Source organism: Aureitalea marina (assembly GCF_002943755.1).
Lineage (GTDB): Bacteria > Bacteroidota > Bacteroidia > Flavobacteriales > Flavobacteriaceae > Aureitalea > Aureitalea marina.
In genome coordinates, this window is sequence record NZ_MQUB01000001.1 from 1,011,540 (window position 1) to 1,037,500 (window position 25,961).

Genomic DNA, 25,961 nt, shown 5'->3' on the forward strand with positions numbered 1-25,961 from the left:
AAGTGACATTTACCCTACGATAAGGTAAGTTTACTGTTAAGTTATACGATTTTGGTAGCAACGTGATGAAATTTTTGTACTTTGCACAAAAATTAGCGAGAAATAGATCCCCAAATCTCGGCTTCAAACAATAAGGAGTATGAACGAAAGCACTACTCTGATATTTGAGCTTTTCGTCTTATGTGGTATCTGTACAGGTTTCTGCTTGTACTATCTCATCAACCTGGCTAATCGCTACAATCTGCTCGCGGAGTCTAACGAGCGGACCTCGCATTTCGGAGAAGTCCCTTCCATAGGTGGAATTGCCTTTTTTATCAATTTTCTAATTGCCCTTGGGGTGACCCAGTTTTTTGGAGATTGGAATACGGGGATGGCGTTAATGATAGGAACATCCATCATTGTGTTTGTCGGCATCAGAGATGATATCTTGGACTTACCGATTCGGCGAAAGCTGCCGCTGCAATTATTTGCCATTATTTTGGTTTTGTTTATGTCTGGGCTCAAGATAGAAGGGCTCTACGGTTTTCTATACATTGACCAGGTTCCTGCCTGGATATCATATCCTTTGAGCTTCTTATTGGTGCTGTTTTTTATGCAGGCATACAACCTCATTGATGGCATAGATGGACATGCCGCAAGTATAGGGATCATTATTTTTGGTTCCTTCAGTGTCTTTTTCTGGCTTATTCAAGATTACTTGTTTCTGACAATTTCGGCTGTTTCCCTAGTTGGATTGCTGGTTTATCTCTGTTACAACCTTTCCAAGCTGTACAAAATATTCATGGGTGACACCGGAACCTTACTGATCGGCTTTCTGATCGGTTTCTCTATCATCCGAATATTGAGCTATACGCCAGAACAGGTTGCTGTTCTACCTTTTAGGGGGCAATTCTTACCGGTATTGCTCTTAGCGATCCTTTTTGTCCCGATATTTGATGTCTTCCGGGTCATGATAGTTAGAAAACGATCTGGCAAACCGATATTCTCTCCAGATAGAAATCACGTGCATCATGTGCTTACAGATGCTGGATTCTCCCATAGAAGGGCATCTTTCTTTAGTGCCTCCTTTAGCCTCAGCTTTGCTTTTGTGATATTCCTGATTATTCAGAGCGAATCTGTGATTCTGTTGGGCATTGCCGTTCTGATATTCCTGCTTCTGGTCAATCTTCTGCTGATTCGTTTGGGTAAAACCTATCGCGCGAAAAAATTGAAGGTTCTGATCCGTAAACCCGTGATGAAGTACTCCAAACTTTTTAAGGCGCTGGGGCTCTATAATTTCCTGGTATAGGGTAAGTTTCCCTATCTTCGTTCCAGACAGATAATTGAGCTTTCCAAAGTTTACAAGAAAGGAACAGTTACTTGTCATATGCCACCCAAATCAGTGAAATGGCAAGCGAATCAAGCCGAGATAACAACAAGAAAATACTGCTTTCACCTCCGTCCCAAACTGGGTTGGAAGAGAAGTTCTTAAAAGAAGTTCTGGCCAGTAACTGGCTGGCACCTGTCGGTCCACAGATCGATGCGTTCGAATTGGAACTCTCACAATACTTGGGTAGCAACAAGGAAGTAGTCGCACTCAATTCAGGTACTTCAGCTATTCATTTGGCCTTAATCCAATGTGGGGTGGGGCCTGGAGACCATGTGATTTGTCAGTCTTTCTCATTCGCCGCTACAGCCAATCCTATACGATATTTGGGTGCAGAACCTATCTTCATAGATAGCGAGCAGGATACTTGGAATATAGATCCGAATGTGTTGGAACTGGCTTTAGCAGAATGTCAAAAAAAGGGGATAGCTCCCAAGGCCATTATTGCAGTGCATACCTATGGTACACCTTGTAGACTTAAGGAGATACTTCAAATAGCAAGCCGGTATGAAATTCCAGTAATCGAAGATAGCGCAGAGGCCTTAGGCAGTTCCATTGGCGATGATCCGTGTGGCACATTGGGAGATTTTGGAGTTTTGTCCTTTAACGGAAATAAAGTGATCACCACTGCCGGCGGAGGAGCATTGATCTGTAATGATAAAGAGCAAAAAGAAGCAATTATTGCCTTGGCAAGACAGGCGCCCACACCTGGTCGCCATTACTTTCATCAAGAGATAGGCTATAACTACAGGATGAGCAATCTGAATGCTGCCTTAGGAAGGGCCCAGTTAGTCGGTTTGGCCAAAAAACTAGATCGACGATCACAGATTCACCAACATTATACTGAGAGTCTGAGATCGGATTTAGGAATAAAACTCTATGAGGTTCCGGACCTGACAATGAAGTCCAATTATTGGCTGAATTGTATATGTTGTAATTGGAAGGAATTGAAACTCGATTTAGAAGATGTAGTCTCAGGACTTGCTAATCAAAACATCGAGGTCAGGCCGTTTTGGCATCCCTTGCACCTTCAACCATCCTTTAATGGAGCTCCCTATTATGGGAATTCTGTAGCCCAGGAACTTCAGCAAGTCGGTTTGTGTTTGCCTTCTGGAGATCAGATGACCAATTCGGATGTTGATCGGGTAGTGGAAGCACTTCATTTATTGATCACAAAATCAGCTTCCAGTTAGCTAATATGCAAGATCATCATTTTCGGGATAGATTAGATCAGTTACACACCATCTATAAACAAGGATTGGGTGCAGATTATCTCTGCCCTCAGGAAGACGACTTATCAGAGGCCATAGTCAACACTAATATTCTGGTGAGTGGAGCAGGCTCTATAGGCTCGTTTCTGGTTAGGTGCCTAATTGGTCTCAAGCCGAAGAGATTGGTGGTTTTTGACAATGATCCGAAGCAACTAGATGCCCTTCAAGAGTCTTTTGCAACTAAGCCAGGACTACCAATTGAGTTCGTCAATCTGGATCTCAATGATGGGACAGGTGTTGAACGATTACTTGCCAGGAAGGACTTCAAGTATGTGTTCCATACTGCTGCTTTAAAACATTTACCTCCTCTCGAGGAAGATGTTGTGGCTGCGGTCAGGACCAACACGCTGGGGTCTATACATCTTTTTCAAGCATGTGAGAGGCACGGAGTAGAGCGTTGTGTATATGTGTCTACGGATAAGGCCGTAAGTCCGATCAGCGTTCTTGGACGTACTAAACTTGTAGCGGAAAATTGGATCAGGTCCAATGCGAGCAAGTTAGGAGATACCAAGATTGTGATTGCCAGGTTTGGAAACGTATATGGATCTGCTGGTTCTTTGGTGCCTTATGTGGAGAATCAGCTGGACGAAGGTGGAATGATCAACCTGACACATCCCAGTGCCGATCGTTTCTTCATTTCACCGGTGGAATCTATTCAACTTATCCTGAGTTGTTTTAAACAAGGAGAGCCCGGGCGTACCTACATTTGCGACATGGGAGATCCAATTCCGGTAATTAGGGTTATACAGCATTTAGCGGAGGCGATGAACCTTTCTTTGGACAACCGGATCACTACAATTGGGTTGCGAAAAGGCGAGAAGGTCTCGGAACAAATCGCAGAAAAGGGTTCTTTGTTAAGGCCTGTGGATAATGCATCCATGTATAGTGTCGACTATCAAAATTGGTCTCCCTTAACGGATCAGAACCTATATGAAATAGAAAGACTGGCAAATCTGGGGAATGATACGGAATTAAATCAATTCATAACTGCTTTAACAAGCTGACTCTCACCATGAAAATTCTACTTAGATGGTCAGCCTGTATACTGTTTTGTTTACTAGTTACTACGGCTTGGTCACAACAATCCGGTTTCGTATTTGAAAGAGGCAGTGGGCGCGCCATTCAGGGTGTAAGTGTTATCAACACCCAACTTAGCGATACAACTTTTACAGATCAGCTCGGTGCGTTTTATTGGAAAGTCGGAGACGAACTGGTATTTGAAAAAACCGGATTTAAGACCGTAGTTCTCGGAATCAACGACGAATTCACCGGTCTGGTAGAGTTAAATGCTTCGCCAAATGCATTGGCTCAAGTGGTTATCCGCTCTGGGAACAGGGGGGAGACTTTGGATAAAATGGCGCAGTCGGTGACTGTACTAGAACCAAAGCAAATACAAATAAACAATATTGCGAATATAGCTCCCGTACTCAACACGGTTCCCGGTGTCTATATGCACAACGGTACGCTGACCACAAACCGAATTACTATCCGAGGGATTGGTTCTCGAAATTTGTTTGGCACAAGTAAGATAAGGGCTTTCTATCAAGATATTCCACTGACTAACGGATCAGGTTCCTCTACAATAGAAGATCTAGAACTGGAATCCTTGGGCCGGATGGAAGTCTTAAAGGGACCCACATCCAGCCTGTACGGTTCAGGGCTGGGAGGAAGTATCCGTCTGCTACCATTTAAAGGATCCTTTGCGAATAATGAGGTTAGATCATCATTTGCTGTTGGTTCATTCGGTTATCAAAAAGGCCTGGTACAAGCTGATATTAGCGGTGGGAAACAAACCGCCACAATCACTTATAGCCGTCTGCAATCAGATGGTTATCGGGAGAATAATGAAACGGATAGGCACGCTGTAAGTTGGGCTAGCCGGCATATACTGGGAAAACATGATCGGTTGACATTTGTGGGTAATTTTACGGATCTAAAGGCCTTTATTCCTAGTTCTCTCAGTGAAGAAGATTTTCTAGACAATCCCGAGCAGGCGGCCTTTACATGGGGCCAGGCAATGGGTTTCGAGGAGTATCAAAAAGGACTGTTCGGCCTGTCCTGGAGTCATGTTTACAGTGATGATCTCCAACAGTATACCAGTGTATTTACTTCATTCCGGAATAATTATGAACCGCGACCATTCAATATCCTGGATGAATCCGAATGGGGTTGGGGTATTCGATCCCGTCTTACGGGCCAGGGGATATTGGTTGGAAAAAAGATCAGGTGGAGTCTGGGAGGTGAATGGTTTTTCGATCAAAATGATTTCAGCACTTTTGCCAATTTGTATAGGGACTTTCCACCTGGTACCGGCAGTGTACAGGGTGGACGCCTGGATAATCTTAAGGAGAAACGTTCATATTTCAATGTTTTTCTGGACTCAGGTTGGGACCTCAATGAGCGGACCCAGATCAATCTGGGTCTCAATTTGAACCAGACTCAATATCGGTTAGAGGATAGACTCATAAATAACGGGGTCGATAATAGCGGGAAATACACCTATGACCTTATCTTGTCCCCAAAACTAGGAGCTACCTACCAACTAAAACCCAATGTGACACTTTACGCTTCCATTGCTCATGGGTTTTCCCCGCCAAACCTTGAAGAGACCTTGCTCCCTGATGGAAATCTAAACCCAGATATTCAGCCGGAACGTGGATGGAATTTTGAAATTGGCAGCAGGGGAGCAGTAAATGATGGACGGATAAGTTGGGAAGCAGCAGTTTTCTATATGCCAGTAAAAGATTTACTAGTTGCCCGCAGGACGTCGGAAGATGAGTTCATTGGAGTTAATGCGGGCCGCACCAACTACCTGGGTTTGGAAGGTGCACTTAATATCTCTTGGATAGAAGCCGAACAGTTCCGTTTAATTCACCGAAACGCTCTGGCCATCAATCATTTTCGGTTTGACGACTTTGTGGATGACGGGAATGACTACTCCGGAAACAAATTGACAGGTGTACCCAATTGGACCTTCAATTCAATCTTGGAATTTGACTGGGATCTTGGTCTTTATGCCAACATCAATTTCGTTCACGTTGGGGATATTCCCCTGAGAGACGATAACTCGGTCTTTTCCGATGATTATCAGCTGATCAACCTAAAGGCAGGCTACCGAAAACAGTTGAAGCGCTGGCGAATAGAGCTCTTTGGCGGGATCAATAATCTGTTTGATACTAACTATGCATCCATGGTGCTGATCAATGCCTCATCTTTTGGCGGAAATTCCCCCCGATACTTTTATCCCGGAGAACCGATCAATTACTATTCTGGCCTCGGTATAGCTTATAAATTCTAGCTTTTCATTATTTTGGCCGAAGATTGAATCTTGCCTTCCCGATGAAGATATTTCCCGGTTTACTGATCACAGTAATCTTGCTTATTAGCTGTAAGAATGAACCCGAAACAGCAGTTGTAACAGGAGATTTTGAAGCCTCAATACCGTTTAGGGGCGATCTGCCTGATCCTGATGATGATAATGGCGGCCTTGTACTCCCGGATGGTTTTGCTGCTCTGGTAGTGGCCGATAGTGTTGGTCGGGCCAGACATTTGGCGGTCAATGATAACGGAGACATCTATATTAAGCTTCGTATTGCGGAAGGAGATCGTGGGAATATGGCACTTCGAGATACTACCGGAGATGGTCGCATAGATATCTATGAACGATTTGGGGATTATCCCAACGATGGGGCGTTTGCTACTGAAATGCGAATTCATAAGGGTTATCTCTATTTCAGCTCTGAACTTGTGATCTATCGTCAAAAACTGACTCCAGGTCATCTGGTTCCAGAGGGAAGTCCGGAAATTCTGGTAAGAGATGTGTATCCTATAAGATGGCACAATGCCAAGTCCCTTGCTTTCGATAATGAAGGTGGCATGTATGTAACTTTTAGTGCCCCGACCAATGCCTGTGAGGATCCGAGATCCACCAATGTGGTCAGAGGTTTCTATCCTTGCCCGGAATTAGAGGTATTTGGTGGTATCTGGCGTTTTGATGAAGCAGGATTAGAGCAGACCCAGGCCGATGGCGAGCGCTATGCGACCGGGCTACGTTCCGTTGTTGGTATCAGTTGGAACCCACAGACCAATAGCCTGTATGCAGTACAACATGGTAGGGATTATTTGAATAATCGGTTGCCGCAAGCCTACTCAGATTGGGACAATGCCAATTTACCAGCAGAGGAATTCGTACAGATCGATCAGGGAGACGATTTTGGTTGGCCTTATACGTATTATGACCACTATAAAAAACAGCGGATGATTGCCCCGGAGTACGGTGGTGATGGCAAGAAGACCTCAGACAGGTATAAGCACCCCATCATGGGTTTACCTGCTCATTGGGCGCCCAATGATCTTTTGTTCTATCAGGGAGATCAGTTTCCACCTCGCTATAAGCATGGTGCATTTATCGCGTTTCACGGATCCACTAACAGGGGACCTTACCCACAGGCCGGATATGTGGTAGCGTTTATACCCATGGAGAATGGCCTGCCATCAGGGCCGTGGGAGATCTTCGCCGATGGTTTTACAGGGGTTGATGTCGTCCGGGAAATGAAGGACGCCAAATATCGCCCAATGGGTCTTTCAGAAGGACCCGATGGATCCCTTTATATCTCCGAATCCAGGCAAGGCAAGATCTGGCGTGTGATCTTCCGTGGAGATCCCGAGCTTTTTGGTGATCAGCAACTGGCAGGGATGGAGAAATGCCTGGAGCGGAGTTACGTCAAAACCCCGGACAAGACCAAAGATCGGCTAAAGTAGTAGAGATTCATGAGTCGTGAATCGTGATTGGTGAATCGAATAATTAATTTTCTGCTCACTGCTCACTGCTCACTGCTCACTGCTCACTGCTCACTGCTCACTGCTCACTGCTCACTGCTCACTGCTCACTGTTCACTGCTAACTGCTCACTAATAAATTAGACCCCCGATTTCTCGAGGGTCATTCTATCTGCTTGGAATCTCCCAGCTGTTGTGAAATCAGAACAATGGGATGTTTTTTTCTATTAACCAATACAAAAATAGGTTCAGTAGAGCTTCAAATTGCCGACAATAAATGTCCAGTAGGGTGGGTCAAAATGACGGGTAAAGTATTATACATTGTCAATTCGTGAATGATCACCACTGCATACAGGAATTGCCACAAGGGAAAAGCAATTTCCTTGGCATTGGCGGGTATTATCAATAATTTGTTCTGGGAGGGGGTAAGTCCCCAAGGTAGAAATCGTTAAAAAATCGTCAACTGTGATCTGACTGGAGCCATTTCTGCAAACCAATCAGTTTTCATTGTTCTTTGGTTTCCAAAGCCAACCTATGGGGAGAGCAAAGACCAGGAATAAGTACCGTCCGGTCACTAAACCGAAGATGGTTATTACAGCGAGCAGTATATAAAGCCAATATCTGGGTTTCAAGCGATACTATATATGACTCCAAATATAGAACTTCGATTAACGATTAACGATTAACGATTAACGAAAAACCCCAGCCAAAAGGCCGGGGCACACTAACTCAACAATCAATCTAATCTATCTAACCAAATATCTTTTATCTACTTGATCAACAATCACAATACAAATATCCGGTGGTTTTAAGCGGTTTTTGCAGACATGGAATGTCTGGTTTTTCACAAAAGCGAAAACAGTGAAGAGTGAGGAGTGGGTCAAATGATCTATATTCTGCTCACTGCTGACCGCCGACTAAATTGGCTGAGCCGATCTACTTTCCAATACAAAAATTTGCAAAAATGTTCCCCAGCAGATCGTCGGTAGTGATCTCACCGGTTATTTCGCCCAGGTAATGCAGGGCCTGGCGGATATCAATAGCCAAAAGATCAGAGGAGAGGCCTTCTTCCATTCCTTCCTGGACCCTAATGATCTCCTGTCTGGCCTTGGTCAGGGCATCGTAATGCCGGCTATTGGTAACAACAACCTGGTCATTTTGTAACACACCCTGGTCTATCCAACCTAGAAGTTGATCGGTAAGTTGTTCCATGCCGCTCTTATCCTTGGCGGAGAGCATGATTATCTGCTGATTCGGCCGTTGTGAAAATGATGTGGTTCGAGTAGAAATTTCTTTTCGCTCCAATTCACTGATGGTATCCACCTTATTTATAAGAACGATCAGGGGTTTGCTCGGATACTTTGAGCTGATCTGCTCGATCTGTTCTTGCATCCAATCTGTATCAAGACATTTCTTCGCCTCCAGCATCAGTAAAACAATACGGGCCTGCTGCATCTTTTCGAAGGTCTTTTCTATACCCAGACTCTCAATTGTATCCGATGTCTTTCTAATCCCCGCGGTGTCTATAAAACGGAAGCGAACTCCGCCCAGGTTGATCTCATCCTCAATGGTGTCGCGCGTAGTACCGGCTATGTCGCTAACAATGGCCCTGTCCTCATTTAGCAGGGCATTTAGTAGGGTAGACTTCCCCACATTAGGCTCTCCGACAATGGCTACAGGAATTCCGTTCTTCAAAACATTTCCTGAAGAAAAGGACTCGATCAATCTACTGAGGGCCTTATCAATTCGCAGCAATAATTGGGTAAACTCGCTTCTGTTTGCAAATTCAACATCTTCTTCTGCAAAATCCAGTTCCAGTTCGATCAGGGAAGCAAAATTGAGCAGTTCTGCCCTTAATTCATGGATCTCGGAAGAGAATCCACCGCGCATTTGCCTCATGGCTAGTTGATGTGATGCAGCGCTATCGCTTGTAATCAGGTCAGCAACAGCCTCAGCCTGGCTCAAGTCCATCTTGCCATTTAAGAAAGCCCTGAGGGTAAACTCACCGGCTGTAGCCATTCGACAGCCTTTGTGAAGTAGTAATTTGATGATCAACTGTTGGATAAAAGGACTTCCATGGCAGGAGATCTCTACAACGTCTTCCCCTGTATAACTGCTCGGATTCTTGAAGACGCTTACCAACACCTCGTCCAGCTTATTAGCCCCATCCACCAGCCATCCTAGATGAACCGTATGGCTGTCTTCGTGTTCGATCTTTTTTCCGCTTCTTGACTGGAAGACTTGTCCAATTATCGCAATTGCCTCGGGTCCGGACATCCTTATTACGGCAATGGCTCCGGTGCCGGGAGGAGTTGCAAGGGCTACTATGGTCTGCTGAGGATTCATCGGTGGCAAAAATACAAATTAAGCCACAGTGTAACATTTTGCCGACATCGAATACCTATACAATGAATCAACCTTTTAAGAAATAAAACGTCATGGAAGTCGTCAATAATGGAAATAGTATGCGGGTAGATAACTCCCTGCTGGTCATCACTCACCTCACTCAGTTACTGACTTATATCACGGGTTTTGGTGGATTGATCGTTCCATTGATCATCTGGGCCAATTCTAAGGATAAGGTTGTTGGCATGGACGAGCATGGTAAGGCTATCATCAATTTCCAACTTAGCCTGATCATTTACGCCATACTGGCGATTCCGGCCATTTTGTTACTCGGCCTGGGGATCATTATTCTAATCTTCCTGGGAATCTTCGGATTCGTCTTACCAATTGTCAATGCTGTTAAGGCCAGCAATGGAGAGAGTCCAAGCTATTTTGGGATGATTAGGTTTCTCAGTTAGATGCACTCGGGGTTACTAGTTAATCGTTAGTCGAATAACGAATATCCATTCACGATTAACTATTCAGCATTACAGGCATTACCAGCATAATGGTCTCTTCACCTTCGTCTTGTCCGTCAATAGGTGTGAGGATACCGGCACGATTGGGTAAGGACATTTCCAGGGACACATCTTCACTACCTAAATTTCCAAGCATTTCGGTAAGGAATCGGCTGTTGAAACCAATCTGCATATCGTCTCCCTGATAGTCACAGGTAAGACGCTCGTCCGCTTTGTTGCTGTAGTCGATGTCCTCTGCAGAGATCTGCAATTCTGCTCCGGCTATCTTTAACCGAATCTGATGAGTGGTCTTATTGGAAAAAATGGACACCCGTTTTACCGAATTCAGGAACTGATTCCGACCAATGGTCAACTTATTTGGATTCTCCTTAGGAATTACGGCCTCGTAATTGGGGTATTTACCATCAATCAGCCGACAAACCAGTTGGGTTTGATCAAAGCTGAACTTGGCATTGCTTTCATTGTATTCGATCACCACTTCTTCTTCACTGCCTGCCAGGATAGATTTCAAGAGGTTCAAAGGCTTTTTGGGCATGATGAATTCAGCATCCGAGTCTGATGCAAGATCGGTACGCATGTATTTCACCAGCTTGTGAGCATCCGTGGCAACCCAGGTTAATCCATCCGCACTCAATTGGAAGAACACACCGCTCATCACCGGACGTAGATCGTCATTACCCGTAGCAAAAAGGGTCTTTCCAATGGCAGTAGCCAGAATGTCCCCCATGATGATGGTGCTGCTTGGGTCCTTCAATTCGACCGCATTGGGGAAATCGTCTGCATTGGCGTAAGCCAGCGCATATTTACCGTGATTGGAACTGATCTCTACCGTGTGATTGTCCTCTACAGTGAAGGTCAAAGGTTGCTCCGGAAAGGTCTTCAGTGTATCCAGTAACAAACGGGCCGGAACACAGACGCTACCGCCTTCATTGCTTTCAACGTCCAGGGTAGAGGAGATGGTGGTCTCCAGATCTGAGGCCGAGATCGTCAGTGAGGAACCTTCCAGTGAAAAGAGAAAATGATCCAAAATGGGGAGTGTGTTGTTACTGTTGATGATCCCCCCAAGGACCTGCAACTTTTTGAGTAATAATGAGCTCGAAACGATAAATTTCATCAATGCCTCTTTTGAATGAACAATTAATAAAAACAAGGGCCAAATCGGCCCAAAACCAATGCTTACAAATATATCGGAATTGACTTGTTTGCTAAAACAAACTTATCAACACTTATCGGCTATAACGCCGCTTTCTTGACCACTGAAATAGTATTCCCAGAACTGTCATTAAGAGCAGTGGAACCAGGATGTTCACCAGTTGCCACTTTAGCCGCTGGTCCGCAATTTTATCGGGGTCCATAACAGCTATGCTCACCTCTTTGGAACGAATGTTTATAAGTCCGCTATCGTCCAGCAAGTAATTGACTGCATTGAGCAAAAACTCCTTGTTTCCATACATGTTCCCGGTATATCGATCGAAGCCCAATTCCACTGGTCGGCCATTTCCGTCCAATTGATTGTTTATCAAACTAGCGTCAGCGATCACGATCATTCGGGAATATTCACCCTCATCTTTACCGTCAGTGTAGGTAAAGGGTTTTATCCTGTTCCTGTACACAGAAGAAAACTCGCCTTCGATCAGAACCGCCAGAGGTATCTCACCTCCATCGAAACCGAATTGAGGCCCTGGGCCTTCGTTCACGATCTTCAGATTTTCCGGGATCTCCTTGTCGAAGTCGATAGGCGCAGGCAATCCGACCAATTTAGAAAGGGGAGAGCTTGTTAACAAAATCGTCTTTTCCAAGGGATTGGGTAAAGTATCCATGCTAGAGGTATACTCAAACTTCACGCCTTCCAGGTTAACGGAAACAGGATGATCTCCTGCAGAAACTGATAACGGATAGTAAAACCAGGGGAAACGGTTGAATTCTGCCTGGTTATCAGCTCCTGATGCCAACAGGATGGGAGCCGAATACACATCCTTGACCAGGTTTGGATTGATCCTGACCCCATATCGGAAAAAGAAATCGTTTAGGTTCAGATCCTGTGGGAAGGCAAAGTTATTTCCGCTTAGGCTATCAGTTTGGTGAAAGGCACCGTCGACTAACCAGAGTGAACGACCACCTTGCAACTGATACTGGTCTAAGACATATCTTTCTTGGTCTGTAAATGCCTCTGTAGGCCCTGCGCTTACAACAAGATCAAAATCGTTCAGGTCCTCCAGGGTTCCAACAGCATCTATGGCAACGGAATCCAGGGTGAAGGGTGCTATGTAATAATACTCCCGAAGTGATCCGAAGAAATCGGCTATATAACGATCTGAGGTCTGACCATTTCCTTTTAACACCGCTACTTTCTTACTCTTGGGTTGGACCAATTTGGACAGAGCTTCGCTGATGGCATATTCCAAATTTTGAATCGAACTGTTAATCCGGTCTCCAGTTGTGGACCCCAGGTTGTTCTTTAACAATTGGATTTTGACAGTCCTCCCTTGATAATAGGCCAGGGCCCATGGGTAGACCAATTCCGATGTAAGACGGCCACTCCTTTGTACATCCACCTGAACAGGGGTAAGCCCTGACTGGGCCAGTTGCTGCTGGATAACCTCTGGTTCTGCTTCGTCTGCCAAGGGATCGACCATGCGATAGAACAAGCTTTCGTTCTCGCTCTGATATTCTGCCAATAATTGATCGGTCTCGGCCCTTAGTTTCATGAACTCTGCCGGTAAGGCACCTCCCATAAAGACTTCGATGATCAGATCTTCTTGGATTTGTTCACAAAGTTCTTCGCTCACCTCGGATAAGGTATAGCGACTATCCTGCGTGAGATCTACCCTCAGATGTACGCGTTGACCTAAGAATAAAAGGATCAGCAAGCCAATAAGCAGCAATGAGTCCTTGCGAATATGTTTCAGTAACCTGCTCATCTCTTACTTTCCAGACTGATTTTAGTCATCCATAAAAAAAGGATGGTGACCGTTAGGAAATAAATGAGATCATCACTATCCAGTACCCCACGAGACATACTGTCAAAATGGGACTGCATCCCCAGTTTGCTGAATATCTCCTGACCACTGAGTTCGGTTAGCGAGTTCAAGCCGAAATAGATCAGGAAGATCAGAATGACCGCCATCAGGAATGCTACGATCTGATTGCTACTTAGAGAAGAACAGAAAAGGCCAATAGCAGTATAGGCAGCTGCCAGAAATAGCAAACCGAAATAAGATCCAAGAACAACACCTAGATCCCAGTTTCCTGGAATCAGGCTCATTTCGGATATGGTCCAGACATACGTTAAAGTGGGAATCAGGGCCAGTAGCATCAGCAGAAAAGCACCTGTAAATTTACCAAGCACCAATTGCCAGGTGGAAATAGGCCTGGTCAGTAACATCTGTAAAGTACCCATGCGCCTCTCCTCGCTAATGCTCCTCATACAAATACCCGGGATCAGGATCAACATCAATAGGGGAGCCAGGTCAAAAAAGGCACCCAGGTCGGCAAAGCCAGCATCCAGGATTTGATAATCCCCTGGGAAGACCCAGAGAAAAAGACCGCTGGTCAGCAGGAATAACCCAATGACCAGGTACCCGGTAGCCGAGGAAAAGAAATAACTGATCTCACGCCTTGCAACTGCTATCATTTTCCGCTGAAGTTAATGGTGATAGTATCCCGATAAGCTAGACCAAAAAGCGTAGAAGCACTACCTACCGTATTGGGGTTGCTCTTGTAGATGGCCAATTCCAGATAACCGGAAGCATTCCAAAGCGCTAGTTTCTTACCATCTTCCTCCCGCTTTTCATGGGGCAGATCAAAGTTGATAGCATCACTGTAATGGGTGTGGATGGTCTTGAAGTTGGCTGTCCTGGCCGAGATGACGAAATCACGTCCTTTACCAATTTTTTCGAAAAGTGTGCGCGAAATATTAGAGATCACGTTACCGTAGTTATCAATGTAGATCACATTGCCTATGATCTGGTTGTTCTCAGGGTTAACAACGGGTTTTATACCCGTAAGTTGCTTGATCTTCTCTATATTCTTGCCGATCACTTCCAGTGTACCACCCCGAGCAATATGACAGGCCACCTTAACAAAGACGTCCAGGACTGGGAAATTACTTTCTATCCGGTCGTGGATATTGATCTCTACGATCTTTTCCGGCCTGATCTGTGAAGTGAGCATCGAGATGATGCCATTGTTCGCGCAGATAAAGAAATGTCCATCTAGTAATACCGCAATGTGCTTATTCTCCGGGTTCAATTCGCTATCTATACCAATTATGTGGATAGTGCCCGGAGGAAAGCTCTTGTAGGCGTTTTGGATGATATAGGCCGCTTCCATTAAATGAAAGGGATCTACAGAATGAGATATATCGACAATCCGGACATCTTCCAGCTCGGAATAAATGGCTCCTTTGACCGTTCCGGCAAAATGATCTTTCTCACCAAAGTCGGTGGTGAGGGTGATTATTGGCATACTGGAATTGTTGATAATTTGTTCATACTCGACCCTCAAAAATACGGTAAGTTTGCAAAGAGAAAAACTATATTTACTTCAACCCCTTAACACTAAATATAACCGCCTTTTGAACGAACTTATTATCGAATTGACCGAAGTAAATCCACGCGAATTCTTCGGACTTCAAAATGCCCACATTGATCTACTCAAGAAGTACTTTCCTAAATTAAAACTGGTTGCCCGCGGAAGTAAGTTAAAGGCTTACGGTGATGAAGAAGTATTGGAAGAATTTGACACCCGCATCAGCATGATGCTGGATCATTTTGGTAAATACAACACCTTGGACGAGCATACCATTGAGCGATTACTCATGGTGGATACAATAGAGCACGAACAATCCCCAAAAGCCAGTGATGAAGTATTGGTTCATGGAGTTAGTGGTCGTCTGATTAAAGCGCGAACACCTAACCAGCAGAAATTGGTCAATGCCATGCGAACCAATGATATGGTCTTCGCTATAGGGCCAGCAGGAACGGGAAAGACCTATACCGGGGTGGCCTTGGCGGTTAAAGCATTAAAGGAAAAACAGGTCAGACGCATCATCTTGACGCGGCCAGCAGTTGAGGCTGGGGAAAACCTGGGTTTCTTGCCGGGTGACCTCAGGGAAAAGTTGGATCCTTACATGCAACCGCTATACGACGCCTTGAGGGACATGATCCCTGCCGAGAAACTCGATAATCACATTGAAAAAGGAGTGATACAGATTGCACCCATGGCCTTTATGCGGGGACGTACACTGGATGATGCCTTTGTGATCCTGGACGAGGCTCAGAATACTACACATGCCCAGATGAAAATGTTCCTCACCCGTATGGGACGGAATGCGAAATTCATGATCACAGGAGATCCCGGACAGATCGATCTTCCCCGCCGAGTTATCTCCGGGCTAAAAGAAGCACTACTCATATTGAAGGATGTGGACGGAGTTGGGATGGTTCACCTGGACGACAATGATGTGATTCGTCACAGACTGGTCAAGAAGGTGATAGCTGCATACAAGGATATCGAAAACAGGAACTAAAATGAGCCGCACAATCACCGATACTAACTTTCAATTTCCCGGACAGAAGGCGGTCTATAAAGGAAAGGTAAGGGAAGTTTATACCCTGGAGAATGATCTGCTGGTGATGATCGCAACAGATCGATTAAGTGCCTTTGATGTGGTAATGCCTAAAGGGATACCGTATAAAGGACAGATCCTCAATCAGATCGCCACCAAAATGATGGCCGATACCCAGGACCTGGTGCCTAATTGGCTAGAAGCAACTCCAGATCCCAATGTGGCCATAGGGGAGGCTTGTACACCCTTTAAAGTAGAAATGGTCATTCGGGGCTATATGAGTGGTCATGCTGCCCGGGAATATAAGTCAGGAAAACGAGTTCTTTGCGGGGTACCTATGCCGGATGGAATGAAAGAGAACGATGCCTTTCCGGAACCTATTATCACACCGGCTACCAAGGCCGAAAAAGGCGATCACGACGAGGATATTTCCCGGGAAGAAATCCTGGAGAGAGGAATAGTTTCAGAAGCGGATTATCTGCAACTGGAAGATTACACGCGTAAACTATTTAATCGCGGCACGGAGATCGCGGCCAAGAGAGGGCTTATACTGGTTGATACCAAATACGAGTTTGGTAAGACCAAGGATGGCAAGATCGTCCTGATCGATGAGATCCACACCCCGGATTCTTCCAGGTATTTCTATGCAGAAGGTTACCAGGAAAGACAGGAAAGGGGAGAGGCCCAAAAGCAACTCTCTAAGGAATTTGTGCGGCAGTGGTTAATCCAGAATGGGTTTCAGGGGTTGGAAGGTCAGCAAGTTCCTGAAATGACGGATGAATACATCGACACGGTTTCGGATCGTTATATCGAACTATATGAGAACATTACCGGTGAAACTTTCGAAAAGGCTGATGTCAGCGATATTCAAGCTCGCATCGAAAAAAATGTGACTACCTACCTAAGCCAAAGAGCTTAGTTCTTTTCTCCTTTGATCAGATCGAATTGATGGATATAGCCTAGGCTGACTTCCGTATAATCGGCTTGCCCCAGGTTGGCATTGATATGAAAGGCGATGTACAGATTATTGTTCCTGAATTCTTTGGTGGGCCACAAATAATACTTTAAACCCAGTCGGGTTGCAACGGCGTGTTTCAAGCGAAATTTAGTGTCAAATTCCCCCAATTGCCAGAATTCCGGAATGTCTGCAGGAGTATTGTCCCATCCCTGATTGATGCGCCAGTCGATCTTGTAGGCCGGTTTATGAATATTAAGGCCTATTCCAACTTCTATACCAACGTGATTCAGCAATACTTCACCTGATCCCATGATCCCTATATTGGAAGCATTCCATCCAGGAGCAGAGGTGAAGGACTCAAATTCCCGTCCAGGCTGCACCAAGGATTCTTCATCATTGATATAGTCGTAATAGTGCTGATAAAATCGGTAGAAGATCCCAGCTGTCCATTTCCAGGTGTTATTGTAAACCTTACCGTATTCTACCATAACTGAATAGACAGGCTTTTTGTCGTTGAATGCTTCGGAGAGTACGTTTATCCCATATCCGGCGCGGCCAGAGAAAATACTATAGCGACTGCGATCAAATTGTTCCCAAGGCTCGGTTCGATCTTCGGCTGGGTCGATCTCGGCAGATACACTTAGCAGAAAAGAGTTGATCCCTTGGTTGGGTAGTCGGGTGTGGCCGTTGGAATGATGATTGTAGCCCACACCTATTTTCCAATTAATCCGCTGACTCTGTAGAAGCCTGTAGTACATAAAGGTTTTGAAAGACCAGACCAGATCGGTGGTAATCGCACGGTTATTTGGATTAGTAACTGCGTCGAATTTGGTATCGAAATACGAAATCCCCATTGCCGCCAAGACCGTAAGCCGCCGTTGGTTAAAGACGTTAAATTCTATAAAGGGAAGTAATGAATACGAACCTCCCAGTTCCCGGTTGTTGCCGTAATTGGTATATCCAATGCTGAGCCCAACAAGAGGACCTTTCAGTCTTTGTGCCCACTCTTGTTGATTTTGGCTATTGGACCAACTCAGGTTAACCAGTGCCTGCCATTGCAAGGAGCGCTCCGGAAAGTCCTCGTTGGCCTCTGCGGACTGCCCGATCATGATCTCCGGGGTCCAAAAAAAGGTCGATTGGTTTTCAGTTTCCTGACCCAACAAACAGAAAGGCAGGATGAGTAGGAGATAGGTTAGTTGCCGTATCATAGACTACAAAGAAAAACATCTCTGATCAATTATAAAATTTAAAGTACATTAGCCAGGCAACCTATCCCTCTTGGAGAATCTTGAGAAATTTGTCGCCCAACTTTCTTCCCTTGCATGGGGATTACCTTTATTGATCATACTGATAGGAGGAGGGATTTACCTGTTATTTAGAATTCGATTCATACCCTTTCGATATCTGGGGCACGCAATAGCTGTATTGCGTGGCAAGTACGACGACGAGAATGACGAAGGTCAGATCTCACATTTCCAGGCCTTGACTACAGCCTTGAGCGCAACGGTTGGGATGGGGAACATTGCCTCTGTTGCAGTTGCTATTGCCATTGGTGGACCTGGTGCAGTTTTTTGGATGTGGGTGAGTGCCTTAATAGGGATGAATACTAAATTCTTCACCGCAACCTTAGCCATCTTGTTTCGTGGGAAGGATAGTGAAGGACAACTACAGGGAGGTCCCATGTATTTCATACGAGAAGGTTTGGGTAAAAAGTGGATGCCTTTGGCGGTCATGTTCAGTGTTTCGGGATTAATTGGAGCATTGCCGGTTTTTAATGTAAATCAGCTGACACAAGCCATTAATGACATACTGCTAAAACCCATAGGATGGTATCAGGGTTTCCAAAGCAATCTTGTGGTGGGAATTATTTTGGCGACGGTTACAGCCATTGTCATATTAGGAGGATTGTCCAGGATCTCTCGTACCGCCGAGCGACTAGTACCTTCGATGGTATTGATCTATTTCCTGGCGGTCATAACGATTCTCGGAATGAATATGGAACAGGTTCCATATTACTTCAAACTGATCTTTACCGATGCATTCTCCGCTCAATTCTATCAAGGTGATGCCTTTTTAGGAGGAGTCATTGGCGGGATCATCCTACTCGGAATACGCAGAGGGGCTTTTTCGAACGAAGCCGGTATCGGTACTGCGCCCATGGCCCATGGGGCAGCTAAGACCAACGAACCCGTCCGTGAAGGTTTGGTTGCCATGTTAGGACCTGCAATAGATACCTTGATAGTTTGTACACTTACAGCATTGACCATCCTGGTAACCGGGGTATGGCAGACTAGTGATGCCAATGGGGTGAGTTTGACGGCAACCGCGTTTGAAAATGCCCTACCGGGAGTTGGGCAATACGTATTGTTGCTGTGCATTGTTATTTTCAGTATTTCTTCTGTTTTCTCTTACTCTTATTATGGTTCCAAATGTATGTCCTTTCTTTTCGGCGTTGGAAGTAAGAGATACTATGTCTACTTCTATATCTTGAGTATAATCATAGGAGCAACCACTTCATTGAGTTTGATGATCAACCTGATCGATACCTTCTTCGCTTTGATGGCTATACCAACCATGCTATCTACACTAATACTCGCACCTCGTGTCGTAAAAGCCAGTCGGGATTATTTCAGCCGTATATCGTTTTCTAAAAGGAGCTGATTAATTGTGGAATCCAAGGATCTAGTAAATTGTTGTGCTCCTTTATTGTTCAGATGATTGTGATCCTTAAAATCGGCCGTTTTGTAATTCGTCGTATCTAATTCCTTATTGACAAAACGTATTTTCGGAAATCTTTCTTTGATAATTTGAATAGCCCTATCTCGCCTTACTCTAATCTCAGAATTCATATTTCTTATATAAGTTTCATGTTTAGGTGTTATTACGATAATTGTCACAATTTGGTCTTCCTCAAGTTCTTGGAGGAAACTTAGAAGATAGTCGAGGTTTTTGCGATAAACTTGTGGATTAGGTGGTCGCTGCTCAAAGAAATCAATGTCCTCAACAATCAGCGGATCTTGATGGTTAACTAAGTCAAATTTCCCTGGTCCCGGCCGAAAATATTCGTAGCAATATTCGGCGGCATCGACTTCCTTTCGTTTCCTGTTAAATTTCAAATAACGTTTAAACATAACGCTAGGTCTCTTGTAAAAGAGAAGATTGTTCCAAGGACCATAAGGCTTGTTATTAGTCTTGGCGTCGTAAAATCTATACATATAATTTTGTCGACTTTTCTTTGTTCTGTGTGGGACCTCTAAATGTTCATAGGATAATTCAAGGATGACAACTTTGATTTTGCCCGGATAATTACTTCGAAGATAATCCATGGTCAGTCGGTCGTGCAGATGCTGTTTATTTCCGAAAGAAAGGTCCAATGCCTCTGACGATAATTGGCAAGGTATGACCGCTTCACGTAATTGAGAAGATCCTGTAACTAAAATGGAGGATTTATTAATTCTTTGAACCAATGTTCGTTGTTCATCAAACAGGAGGTAGCTATGATACTCACCAAACAAATACAAACCAATTATGGGAGTGAAAAAGAATACTAATCCGTAAATGAATTTTTTGTTCAAAATTGACAATTAGAATTGAAAGTAAATAAATGGGTCTTTTGAACTGGACAACCATAAAATACAAAAGATCATTACATAATATATTGCCCATCGCACTGGGGTGCGTAAAACTTCTTCAAGCCTTTGAAGGGGATGTACCCTTCTTCTCGCCCAAAGTTCCAAAACAACCATAAGTACTACAAATAGAAGCGTCCAAAAACTAACCAGGAGTGTATATGTTCCTCCGAAACTTAAACTAGAGATCCCAATTATCATCTTCCAGGCTTGCTCTAGAGATTCTGCCCTAAACAGTAAGTTGTGTATGGCCACAATGACAATAAAGTAGCCAAGTGAAACGGCACGTGTCACCCGGTTTAGGAACTGGAGCAAACTTCTTTTGCCGAAGGGAAGGCGCATTCTTTCTAAGAGGATCATTATTCCGTCGAATAATCCGAGTACAATAAATGTCCAATTTGGTCCGTGCCATAATCCAACCAAGAGCATGGTGATTATGATCGCAAGAGGTCTGAGGACACCAATTGGCAGAAGTTTGGTTTTGATCAGCGGGAAATATAAATAGTCGGTAAACCATCTGGTTAGTGTAATGTGCCAGCGCTGCCAGAATTCGGACATACTTTTGGCTAAATAGGGGAGCCTGAAATTCTCACTTAAGCGAAACCCAAACAAGCGGGCCGTACCCAACGCGATATCCGTATACCCTGTAAAATCACAATAGATCTGAACGGTAAAAAGGAAAATACCATAGAAAAGCATGGGCGAATTGAAATCCTGATATCCATCAAATACGATGTTGGCTCCAATACCAGCATTGTCTGCAATCACGATCTTTTTAAACAACCCCCAGAGAATCCTTCTCAGCCCATCTTTCTGGCCTTCCTTGTCAAATGATCTGTGATTGGAAAATTGAGGTAACAATTTGTTGGATCGTTCAATAGGTCCAGCCACGAGTTGCGGGAAAAAACTGGCGAAGCACATAAAATCCAGCAGCTTCTTACTAGGTTCTATTCGACCCCTGTAAACATCGATGGTATAACTTAAAGTCTGAAAAGTGTAAAAGCTCAATCCGACAGGGATCAAGACATTCATTAGACTAAATGTTCCGGGCTCGAATTCCTGTCCCAACATCTGATAAAAACTTCTCAAAAAGAAGTCGTAATACTTAAATAATATAAGCACACCAATATTCCAAAAGACGTTATGCCAGAGATAAAATTTTCTCCACTTCTTCGATGAAGACTGGTGTATAGCCAATGCGCCATAAAAATCGATAAGGGAACTGGCCAGTAAAAGAAATAAGAAGCGCCAGTCCCATTGGCCATAGAAGAAGTAGCTGGAGACAAGAATAAGTATGTTCTGTACATTCCTCTTCTTGGTACCTATCAACCAATACAGGCTGTAGACCACAACGAGAAATAGACCGAAATCAAAGGAATTGAAGAGCAAGAACTAGTGCCTTTGCCGTAAAGATAGTAAAGTGTAGATTCTAGAGCCGAATTTGAGGGTTATTCGAAATAGCTAAAGGTATTTCCTGGCTCTATTTTTAGCAGGGACTCATAGATCAGTTTGATCACGTTCTCTACATCGCTCTTGTGAACCATCTCTACAGTGGTATGCATATATCTCAGCGGGAGGGAGATCAATGCGCTTGCTACCCCTTCATTGCTGTATGCGAAGGCATCCGTATCCGTTCCGGTAGCACGGGATAGAGCTGCTCGCTGGAATGGGATGTCGTTGTCCGTGGCGGCTGATATGATCAAATCACGGAGCTTTTGCTGCACGGCAGGAGCATAGGCAATGACAGGTCCATCACCAATTTTAGCCAGTCCCTGTTTCTTTTTATCGATCATTGGAGTTGTTGTGTCATGGGTCACATCAGTGACTATGGCCACTTGAGGTTTTAGTCTGGCGGCTATCATTTCGGCTCCTCGCAGACCGATCTCTTCTTGGACAGAGTTTGTTATGTAGAGACCAAATGGCAGCTTCATTTTGTTTTTGTGCAGCAGCCGCGCAACTTCTGCGATCATAAATCCACCCATACGGTTGTCTAAGGCCCTACAGACAAATTTATCTTTGTTCAAAATATGAAACTGATCGGGGTAGGTTATCACACAACCGACATGCACCCCCATCTTCTCTACCTCCTTTTTGTTTTTAGCTCCTATATCAATAAAGATGTTCTCAGGCTTGGGTGGTTCTTCCTTCGCCCGGCTCCTGGTATGGATGGCAGGCCAACCAAACACGCCAGGGACGATGCCTTTTTCCGTGTGGATATTGACCACTTTCGAAGGAGCGATCTGATGATCACTTCCTCCATTTCGAATGACATAGAGCAATCCATTCTCACTGATATAATTGACATACCAGGATATTTCATCGGCGTGTCCCTCTATGACCACTCGGTATTCTGCATCCGGATTGATTACGGCAACAGCAGTACCATAAGTGTCCGTCATGAATTCGTCCACATAGGGCTCGAGATATTCCATCCACAGTTTTTGACCGTTCCATTCGTAGCCGGTCGGTGCTGCATTGTTTAAATAGTTTTCAAGAAAATTTAGTGATTGTTTAGTGAGGATGGATCGGGCCATAAAGTAATTTTTTGATGATCAAAATTAAGTAATTCTTAGGAAGTCATCAGGGTGAAAATAGTATTTTTGGAACGGTTTTTAAGGGATACTTATCACGCCAGATTTTGATCCATGCGATTAGTTGCCTTCATATTGATTTGTCTTGGCTGTTACGTCATGAGCGCCCAGACGTTGACGGAATACAAGGAGCGTAAAGACTCTTTGGAGACTTTCTATTATATCATTGAAGGTGATACCATTCCCAGGGAGTTCATCGATTTGGAAGAAGTGGTATTGCTGAATAAATTGGAATTCACTTCGAAAGAAGACCGTCGAAGATATCTAATTCTAAGGCGAAAGACCAGAAAGGTATACCCATATGCCAAGATGGCTGCAGAACGGTTGCAGGTGATGAACGCCCGGCTCGAAACTATAGAAAAGAAAGGGGACCGTAAAAAGTATACCAAACGGGTCCAGAAATATATTGAAGGGGAATTCTCCGAAACATTAAAAAAATTTACACGAACAGAAGGGCAGATCCTCGTGAAGTTAATCTACCGTCAAACAGGTCAGACTGCCTTCGAATTGGTTAAGCAGTTGCGATCTGGATGGCGTGCATTCTGGTACAATACCACGGCTAGTATGTTTGACATATCACTCAAGGAAGAGTACAAGCCTTTTGATGTGAAGGAAGACTATTTGATAGAGGATATTTTAGAGCGTTCTTTTCAAGCTAGTTTGCTGGAGCGGCGAGCACCGGCATTTGATATAGACTTCCTGGACTTGAAATCCCATTGGAACGATCAGTAGTTTGTTGATAAATACGTAATTAGGGTATTGTCAGGAATTAATTATTCTCGTATCTTGCGTGTTCGCTCTTTTATTTTTTTCAGCATAATCGAGTAGCATCTGGCGTCCTGCAGAATAGAGTGTAGGAAGCGTAGAGTTGCGCGCTTGGGATTCAAGACCAATAGGATTAGAGAAATCAAACTTTTTTTGATCTGTAATTATTGGGTTCTGAGTTGTTTACGAATTGTTGATAACTAATGATTCAAATTTGCCATTTTTATTTTGGTAGAATCAAAAAAGCGATTGTATATTTGCAGCCGCTAAAAACGACAGGGATGTTGTTTTTGATAAGCGGAAAGATCTTTGAGATTATTGAAATTGACAGCGTATGAGCTTGGATTGGAAACGATCCAGCTTGTATCGAAAACTAAACTAAGTAGACGTTTCTGAGATTCTTTTGGGTTTGGCTTTTGATTGTTAGAGATTAAAATTATTTAAGATTTGACGATGAAGAGTTTGATCCTGGCTCAGGATGAACGCTAGCGGCAGGCCTAACACATGCAAGTCGAGGGGTAACAGGGATTGCTTGCAATCCGCTGACGACCGGCGCACGGGTGCGTAACGCGTATACAATCTGCCTTACACTGGGGGATAGCCTTTAGAAATGAAGATTAATACCCCATAGAATGTTAGTATCGCATGGTACATACATTAAAGGTTACGGTGTAAGATGAGTATGCGTCCTATTAGTTTGTTGGTGAGGTAACGGCTCACCAAGACGACGATAGGTAGGGGCCCTGAGAGGGGGATCCCCCACACTGGTACTGAGACACGGACCAGACTCCTACGGGAGGCAGCAGTGAGGAATATTGGTCAATGGGCGAGAGCCTGAACCAGCCATGCCGCGTGCAGGAAGACGGCCCTATGGGTTGTAAACTGCTTTTATACAGGAAGAAACACTCCCTCGTGAGGGAGCTTGACGGTACTGTAAGAATAAGGACCGGCTAACTCCGTGCCAGCAGCCGCGGTAATACGGAGGGTCCGAGCGTTATCCGGAATCATTGGGTTTAAAGGGTCCGTAGGCGGGCAATTAAGTCAGGGGTGAAAGTTTGCGGCTCAACCGTAAAATTGCCCTTGATACTGGTTGTCTTGAATTACTGTGAAGTGGTTAGAATATGTAGTGTAGCGGTGAAATGCATAGATATTACATAGAATACCAATTGCGAAGGCAGATCACTAACAGTATATTGACGCTGAGGGACGAAAGCGTGGGGAGCGAACAGGATTAGATACCCTGGTAGTCCACGCCGTAAACGATGGATACTAGCTGTTGGACTTTCGGGTTCAGTGGCTAAGCGAAAGTGATAAGTATCCCACCTGGGGAGTACGTTCGCAAGAATGAAACTCAAAGGAATTGACGGGGGCCCGCACAAGCGGTGGAGCATGTGGTTTAATTCGATGATACGCGAGGAACCTTACCAGGGCTTAAATGTAAGTTGACAGGGGTGGAAACACCTTTTTCTTCGGACAATTTACAAGGTGCTGCATGGTTGTCGTCAGCTCGTGCCGTGAGGTGTCAGGTTAAGTCCTATAACGAGCGCAACCCCTGTTGTTAGTTGCCATCGAGTAATGTCGGGAACTCTAACAAGACTGCCGGTGCAAACCGTGAGGAAGGTGGGGATGACGTCAAATCATCACGGCCCTTACGTCCTGGGCTACACACGTGCTACAATGGCCGGTACAGTGAGCAGCCACCCCGTGAGGGGGAGCGAATCTATAAAACCGGTCACAGTTCGGATCGGAGTCTGCAACTCGACTCCGTGAAGCTGGAATCGCTAGTAATCGGATATCAGCCATGATCCGGTGAATACGTTCCCGGGCCTTGTACACACCGCCCGTCAAGCCATGGAAGCTGGGGGTACCTGAAGTCGGTGACCGTAAGGAGCTGCCTAGGGTAAAACTAGTAACTGGGGCTAAGTCGTAACAAGGTAGCCGTACCGGAAGGTGCGGCTGGAACACCTCCTTTCTAGAGATGTTTCTAACCTTTAGAAGACAAATCCGTTAAGAGAGAGTCAAGGGGCTCTACTTAGTTTAGCTGTCAATTTTATTAAGATATATAAGGAACAGAAAGTCTCGTAGCTCAGCTGGTTAGAGCGCTACACTGATAATGTAGAGGTCGGCAGTTCGAGTCTGCCCGAGACTACGAAGAGTTCATTGAAAGAAC

Annotated in this window: 19 protein-coding genes, 1 tRNA gene and 1 rRNA gene; 12 read left to right on the forward strand and 9 right to left on the reverse strand. The window is 44.6% G+C overall.

The window, feature by feature from the left end; genetic code table 11:
* Positions 1–139: 139 nt before the first annotated feature.
* The 5 genes from BST85_RS04550 (at position 140) to BST85_RS04570 (ending at position 7,398) form a co-directional block, all read left to right on the forward strand.
* Positions 140–1,288 (forward strand): MraY family glycosyltransferase, encoded by a 1,149-nt coding sequence (locus BST85_RS04550; RefSeq protein WP_104812179.1) that lies wholly within the window; start codon positions 140–142, stop codon positions 1,286–1,288.
* A gap of 98 nt (positions 1,289–1,386) precedes the next feature.
* Positions 1,387–2,559: a DegT/DnrJ/EryC1/StrS family aminotransferase gene (locus tag BST85_RS04555; protein ID WP_104813900.1), complete on the forward strand. Its 1,173-nt coding sequence runs from the start codon at positions 1,387–1,389 to the stop codon at positions 2,557–2,559.
* 5 nt (positions 2,560–2,564) lie between these two features.
* A complete protein-coding gene (locus BST85_RS04560) occupies positions 2,565–3,641 on the forward strand; it encodes a polysaccharide biosynthesis protein (protein WP_104812180.1) in 1,077 nt (358 codons plus the stop codon).
* An 8-nt stretch (positions 3,642–3,649) separates the two neighbouring features.
* On the forward strand, positions 3,650–5,935 hold the full coding sequence (locus BST85_RS04565; protein WP_104812181.1) for a TonB-dependent receptor family protein: 2,286 nt from the start codon (positions 3,650–3,652) through the stop codon (positions 5,933–5,935).
* 41 nt (positions 5,936–5,976) lie between these two features.
* On the forward strand, positions 5,977–7,398 hold the full coding sequence (locus tag BST85_RS04570) for a PQQ-dependent sugar dehydrogenase (RefSeq protein ID WP_104812182.1): 1,422 nt from the start codon (positions 5,977–5,979) through the stop codon (positions 7,396–7,398).
* A 953-nt stretch (positions 7,399–8,351) separates the two neighbouring features.
* Here BST85_RS04570 and mnmE read toward each other — a convergent pair.
* Positions 8,352–9,761 carry a tRNA uridine-5-carboxymethylaminomethyl(34) synthesis GTPase MnmE gene (gene mnmE, locus BST85_RS04575; protein ID WP_104812183.1) on the reverse strand — a complete coding sequence of 470 codons (1,410 nt, stop codon included), beginning with the start codon at positions 9,759–9,761 and terminating at the stop codon, positions 8,352–8,354.
* A gap of 92 nt (positions 9,762–9,853) precedes the next feature.
* On the opposite strand from mnmE, the gene BST85_RS04580 reads away from it, so the two are divergent.
* Complete coding sequence (locus BST85_RS04580; protein WP_104812184.1) at positions 9,854–10,219, forward strand: DUF4870 domain-containing protein; 366 nt, start codon at positions 9,854–9,856, stop codon at positions 10,217–10,219.
* Between the two features lie 55 nt (positions 10,220–10,274).
* Here BST85_RS04580 and dnaN read toward each other — a convergent pair whose 3' ends face one another.
* From dnaN to BST85_RS04600, 4 genes are all read right to left on the reverse strand, one after another.
* Positions 10,275–11,393, reverse strand: a complete 1,119-nt coding sequence (gene dnaN / locus BST85_RS04585) for a DNA polymerase III subunit beta (RefSeq protein WP_104812185.1) — start codon at positions 11,391–11,393, stop codon at positions 10,275–10,277.
* A gap of 112 nt (positions 11,394–11,505) precedes the next feature.
* Complete coding sequence (gene gldG, locus BST85_RS04590) at positions 11,506–13,200, reverse strand: gliding motility-associated ABC transporter substrate-binding protein GldG (protein WP_104812186.1); 1,695 nt, start codon at positions 13,198–13,200, stop codon at positions 11,506–11,508.
* Positions 13,197–13,913 (reverse strand): gliding motility-associated ABC transporter permease subunit GldF, encoded by a 717-nt coding sequence (gldF, locus tag BST85_RS04595; RefSeq protein ID WP_104812187.1) that lies wholly within the window; start codon positions 13,911–13,913, stop codon positions 13,197–13,199. Before gldF ends, gldG begins: the two co-directional genes overlap by 4 nt.
* Positions 13,910–14,746 (reverse strand): SAM hydrolase/SAM-dependent halogenase family protein, encoded by an 837-nt coding sequence (locus tag BST85_RS04600; RefSeq protein ID WP_104813901.1) that lies wholly within the window; start codon positions 14,744–14,746, stop codon positions 13,910–13,912. The genes gldF and BST85_RS04600 overlap by 4 nt, the downstream gene beginning before the upstream one ends.
* A gap of 109 nt (positions 14,747–14,855) precedes the next feature.
* Between BST85_RS04600 and BST85_RS04605 the strand changes: the two genes are divergently transcribed.
* Entirely contained in the window at positions 14,856–15,809 is a 954-nt protein-coding gene (locus BST85_RS04605; protein ID WP_104812188.1) for a PhoH family protein, read from the forward strand.
* 1 nt (position 15,810) lies between these two features.
* A complete protein-coding gene (locus tag BST85_RS04610; protein WP_104812189.1) occupies positions 15,811–16,767 on the forward strand; it encodes a phosphoribosylaminoimidazolesuccinocarboxamide synthase in 957 nt (318 codons plus the stop codon).
* Here the strand turns inward: BST85_RS04610 and BST85_RS04615 are convergent.
* On the reverse strand, positions 16,764–18,014 hold the full coding sequence (locus tag BST85_RS04615) for an acyloxyacyl hydrolase (RefSeq protein ID WP_104812190.1): 1,251 nt from the start codon (positions 18,012–18,014) through the stop codon (positions 16,764–16,766). The genes BST85_RS04610 and BST85_RS04615 overlap by 4 nt on opposite strands.
* A gap of 70 nt (positions 18,015–18,084) precedes the next feature.
* On the opposite strand from BST85_RS04615, the gene BST85_RS04620 reads away from it, so the two are divergent.
* Positions 18,085–19,467, forward strand: a complete 1,383-nt coding sequence (locus BST85_RS04620; protein WP_104812191.1) for an alanine/glycine:cation symporter family protein — start codon at positions 18,085–18,087, stop codon at positions 19,465–19,467.
* On the opposite strand, the gene BST85_RS04625 is transcribed toward BST85_RS04620, so the two are convergent.
* The 3 genes from BST85_RS04625 to BST85_RS04635 are packed head-to-tail and all read right to left on the reverse strand — an operon-like array spanning position 19,431 to position 22,969.
* A complete protein-coding gene (locus BST85_RS04625; RefSeq protein WP_146090650.1) occupies positions 19,431–20,381 on the reverse strand; it encodes an SGNH/GDSL hydrolase family protein in 951 nt (316 codons plus the stop codon). The two genes, BST85_RS04620 and BST85_RS04625, sit on opposite strands and share 37 nt — an antisense overlap.
* A 9-nt stretch (positions 20,382–20,390) precedes the next feature.
* Positions 20,391–21,824, reverse strand: a complete 1,434-nt coding sequence (locus BST85_RS04630) for an MBOAT family O-acyltransferase (RefSeq protein ID WP_104812193.1) — start codon at positions 21,822–21,824, stop codon at positions 20,391–20,393.
* Between the two features lie 59 nt (positions 21,825–21,883).
* On the reverse strand, positions 21,884–22,969 hold the full coding sequence (locus tag BST85_RS04635; RefSeq protein ID WP_104812194.1) for a M42 family metallopeptidase: 1,086 nt from the start codon (positions 22,967–22,969) through the stop codon (positions 21,884–21,886).
* A 156-nt stretch (positions 22,970–23,125) separates the two neighbouring features.
* On the opposite strand from BST85_RS04635, the gene BST85_RS04640 reads away from it, so the two are divergent.
* From BST85_RS04640 to BST85_RS04650, 3 genes are all read left to right on the forward strand, one after another.
* Entirely contained in the window at positions 23,126–23,758 is a 633-nt protein-coding gene (locus tag BST85_RS04640; protein WP_245917635.1) for a DUF4294 domain-containing protein, read from the forward strand.
* A 483-nt stretch (positions 23,759–24,241) separates the two neighbouring features.
* Positions 24,242–25,763 (forward strand): 16S ribosomal RNA (locus tag BST85_RS04645).
* Positions 25,764–25,866: 103 nt separating this feature from the next.
* Positions 25,867–25,940 (forward strand) — tRNA-Ile (locus BST85_RS04650).
* Positions 25,941–25,961 lie beyond the last annotated feature (21 nt).

Coding starts and splice junctions, on each gene's coding strand:
- BST85_RS04550 (WP_104812179.1), top strand. CDS start 140: ATGAACGAAAGCACTACTCTGATATTTGAGCTTTTCGTCTTATGTGGT.
- BST85_RS04555 (WP_104813900.1), top strand. CDS start 1,387: ATGGCAAGCGAATCAAGCCGAGATAACAACAAGAAAATACTGCTTTCA.
- BST85_RS04560 (WP_104812180.1), top strand. CDS start 2,565: ATGCAAGATCATCATTTTCGGGATAGATTAGATCAGTTACACACCATC.
- BST85_RS04565 (WP_104812181.1), top strand. CDS start 3,650: ATGAAAATTCTACTTAGATGGTCAGCCTGTATACTGTTTTGTTTACTA.
- BST85_RS04570 (WP_104812182.1), top strand. CDS start 5,977: ATGAAGATATTTCCCGGTTTACTGATCACAGTAATCTTGCTTATTAGC.
- mnmE (WP_104812183.1), bottom strand. CDS start 9,761: ATGAATCCTCAGCAGACCATAGTAGCCCTTGCAACTCCTCCCGGCACC.
- BST85_RS04580 (WP_104812184.1), top strand. CDS start 9,854: ATGGAAGTCGTCAATAATGGAAATAGTATGCGGGTAGATAACTCCCTG.
- dnaN (WP_104812185.1), bottom strand. CDS start 11,393: ATGAAATTTATCGTTTCGAGCTCATTATTACTCAAAAAGTTGCAGGTC.
- gldG (WP_104812186.1), bottom strand. CDS start 13,200: ATGAGCAGGTTACTGAAACATATTCGCAAGGACTCATTGCTGCTTATT.
- gldF (WP_104812187.1), bottom strand. CDS start 13,913: ATGATAGCAGTTGCAAGGCGTGAGATCAGTTATTTCTTTTCCTCGGCT.
- BST85_RS04600 (WP_104813901.1), bottom strand. CDS start 14,746: ATGCCAATAATCACCCTCACCACCGACTTTGGTGAGAAAGATCATTTT.
- BST85_RS04610 (WP_104812189.1), top strand. CDS start 15,811: ATGAGCCGCACAATCACCGATACTAACTTTCAATTTCCCGGACAGAAG.
- BST85_RS04615 (WP_104812190.1), bottom strand. CDS start 18,014: ATGATACGGCAACTAACCTATCTCCTACTCATCCTGCCTTTCTGTTTG.
- BST85_RS04635 (WP_104812194.1), bottom strand. CDS start 22,969: ATGGCCCGATCCATCCTCACTAAACAATCACTAAATTTTCTTGAAAAC.
- BST85_RS04640 (WP_245917635.1), top strand. CDS start 23,126: ATGAGCGCCCAGACGTTGACGGAATACAAGGAGCGTAAAGACTCTTTG.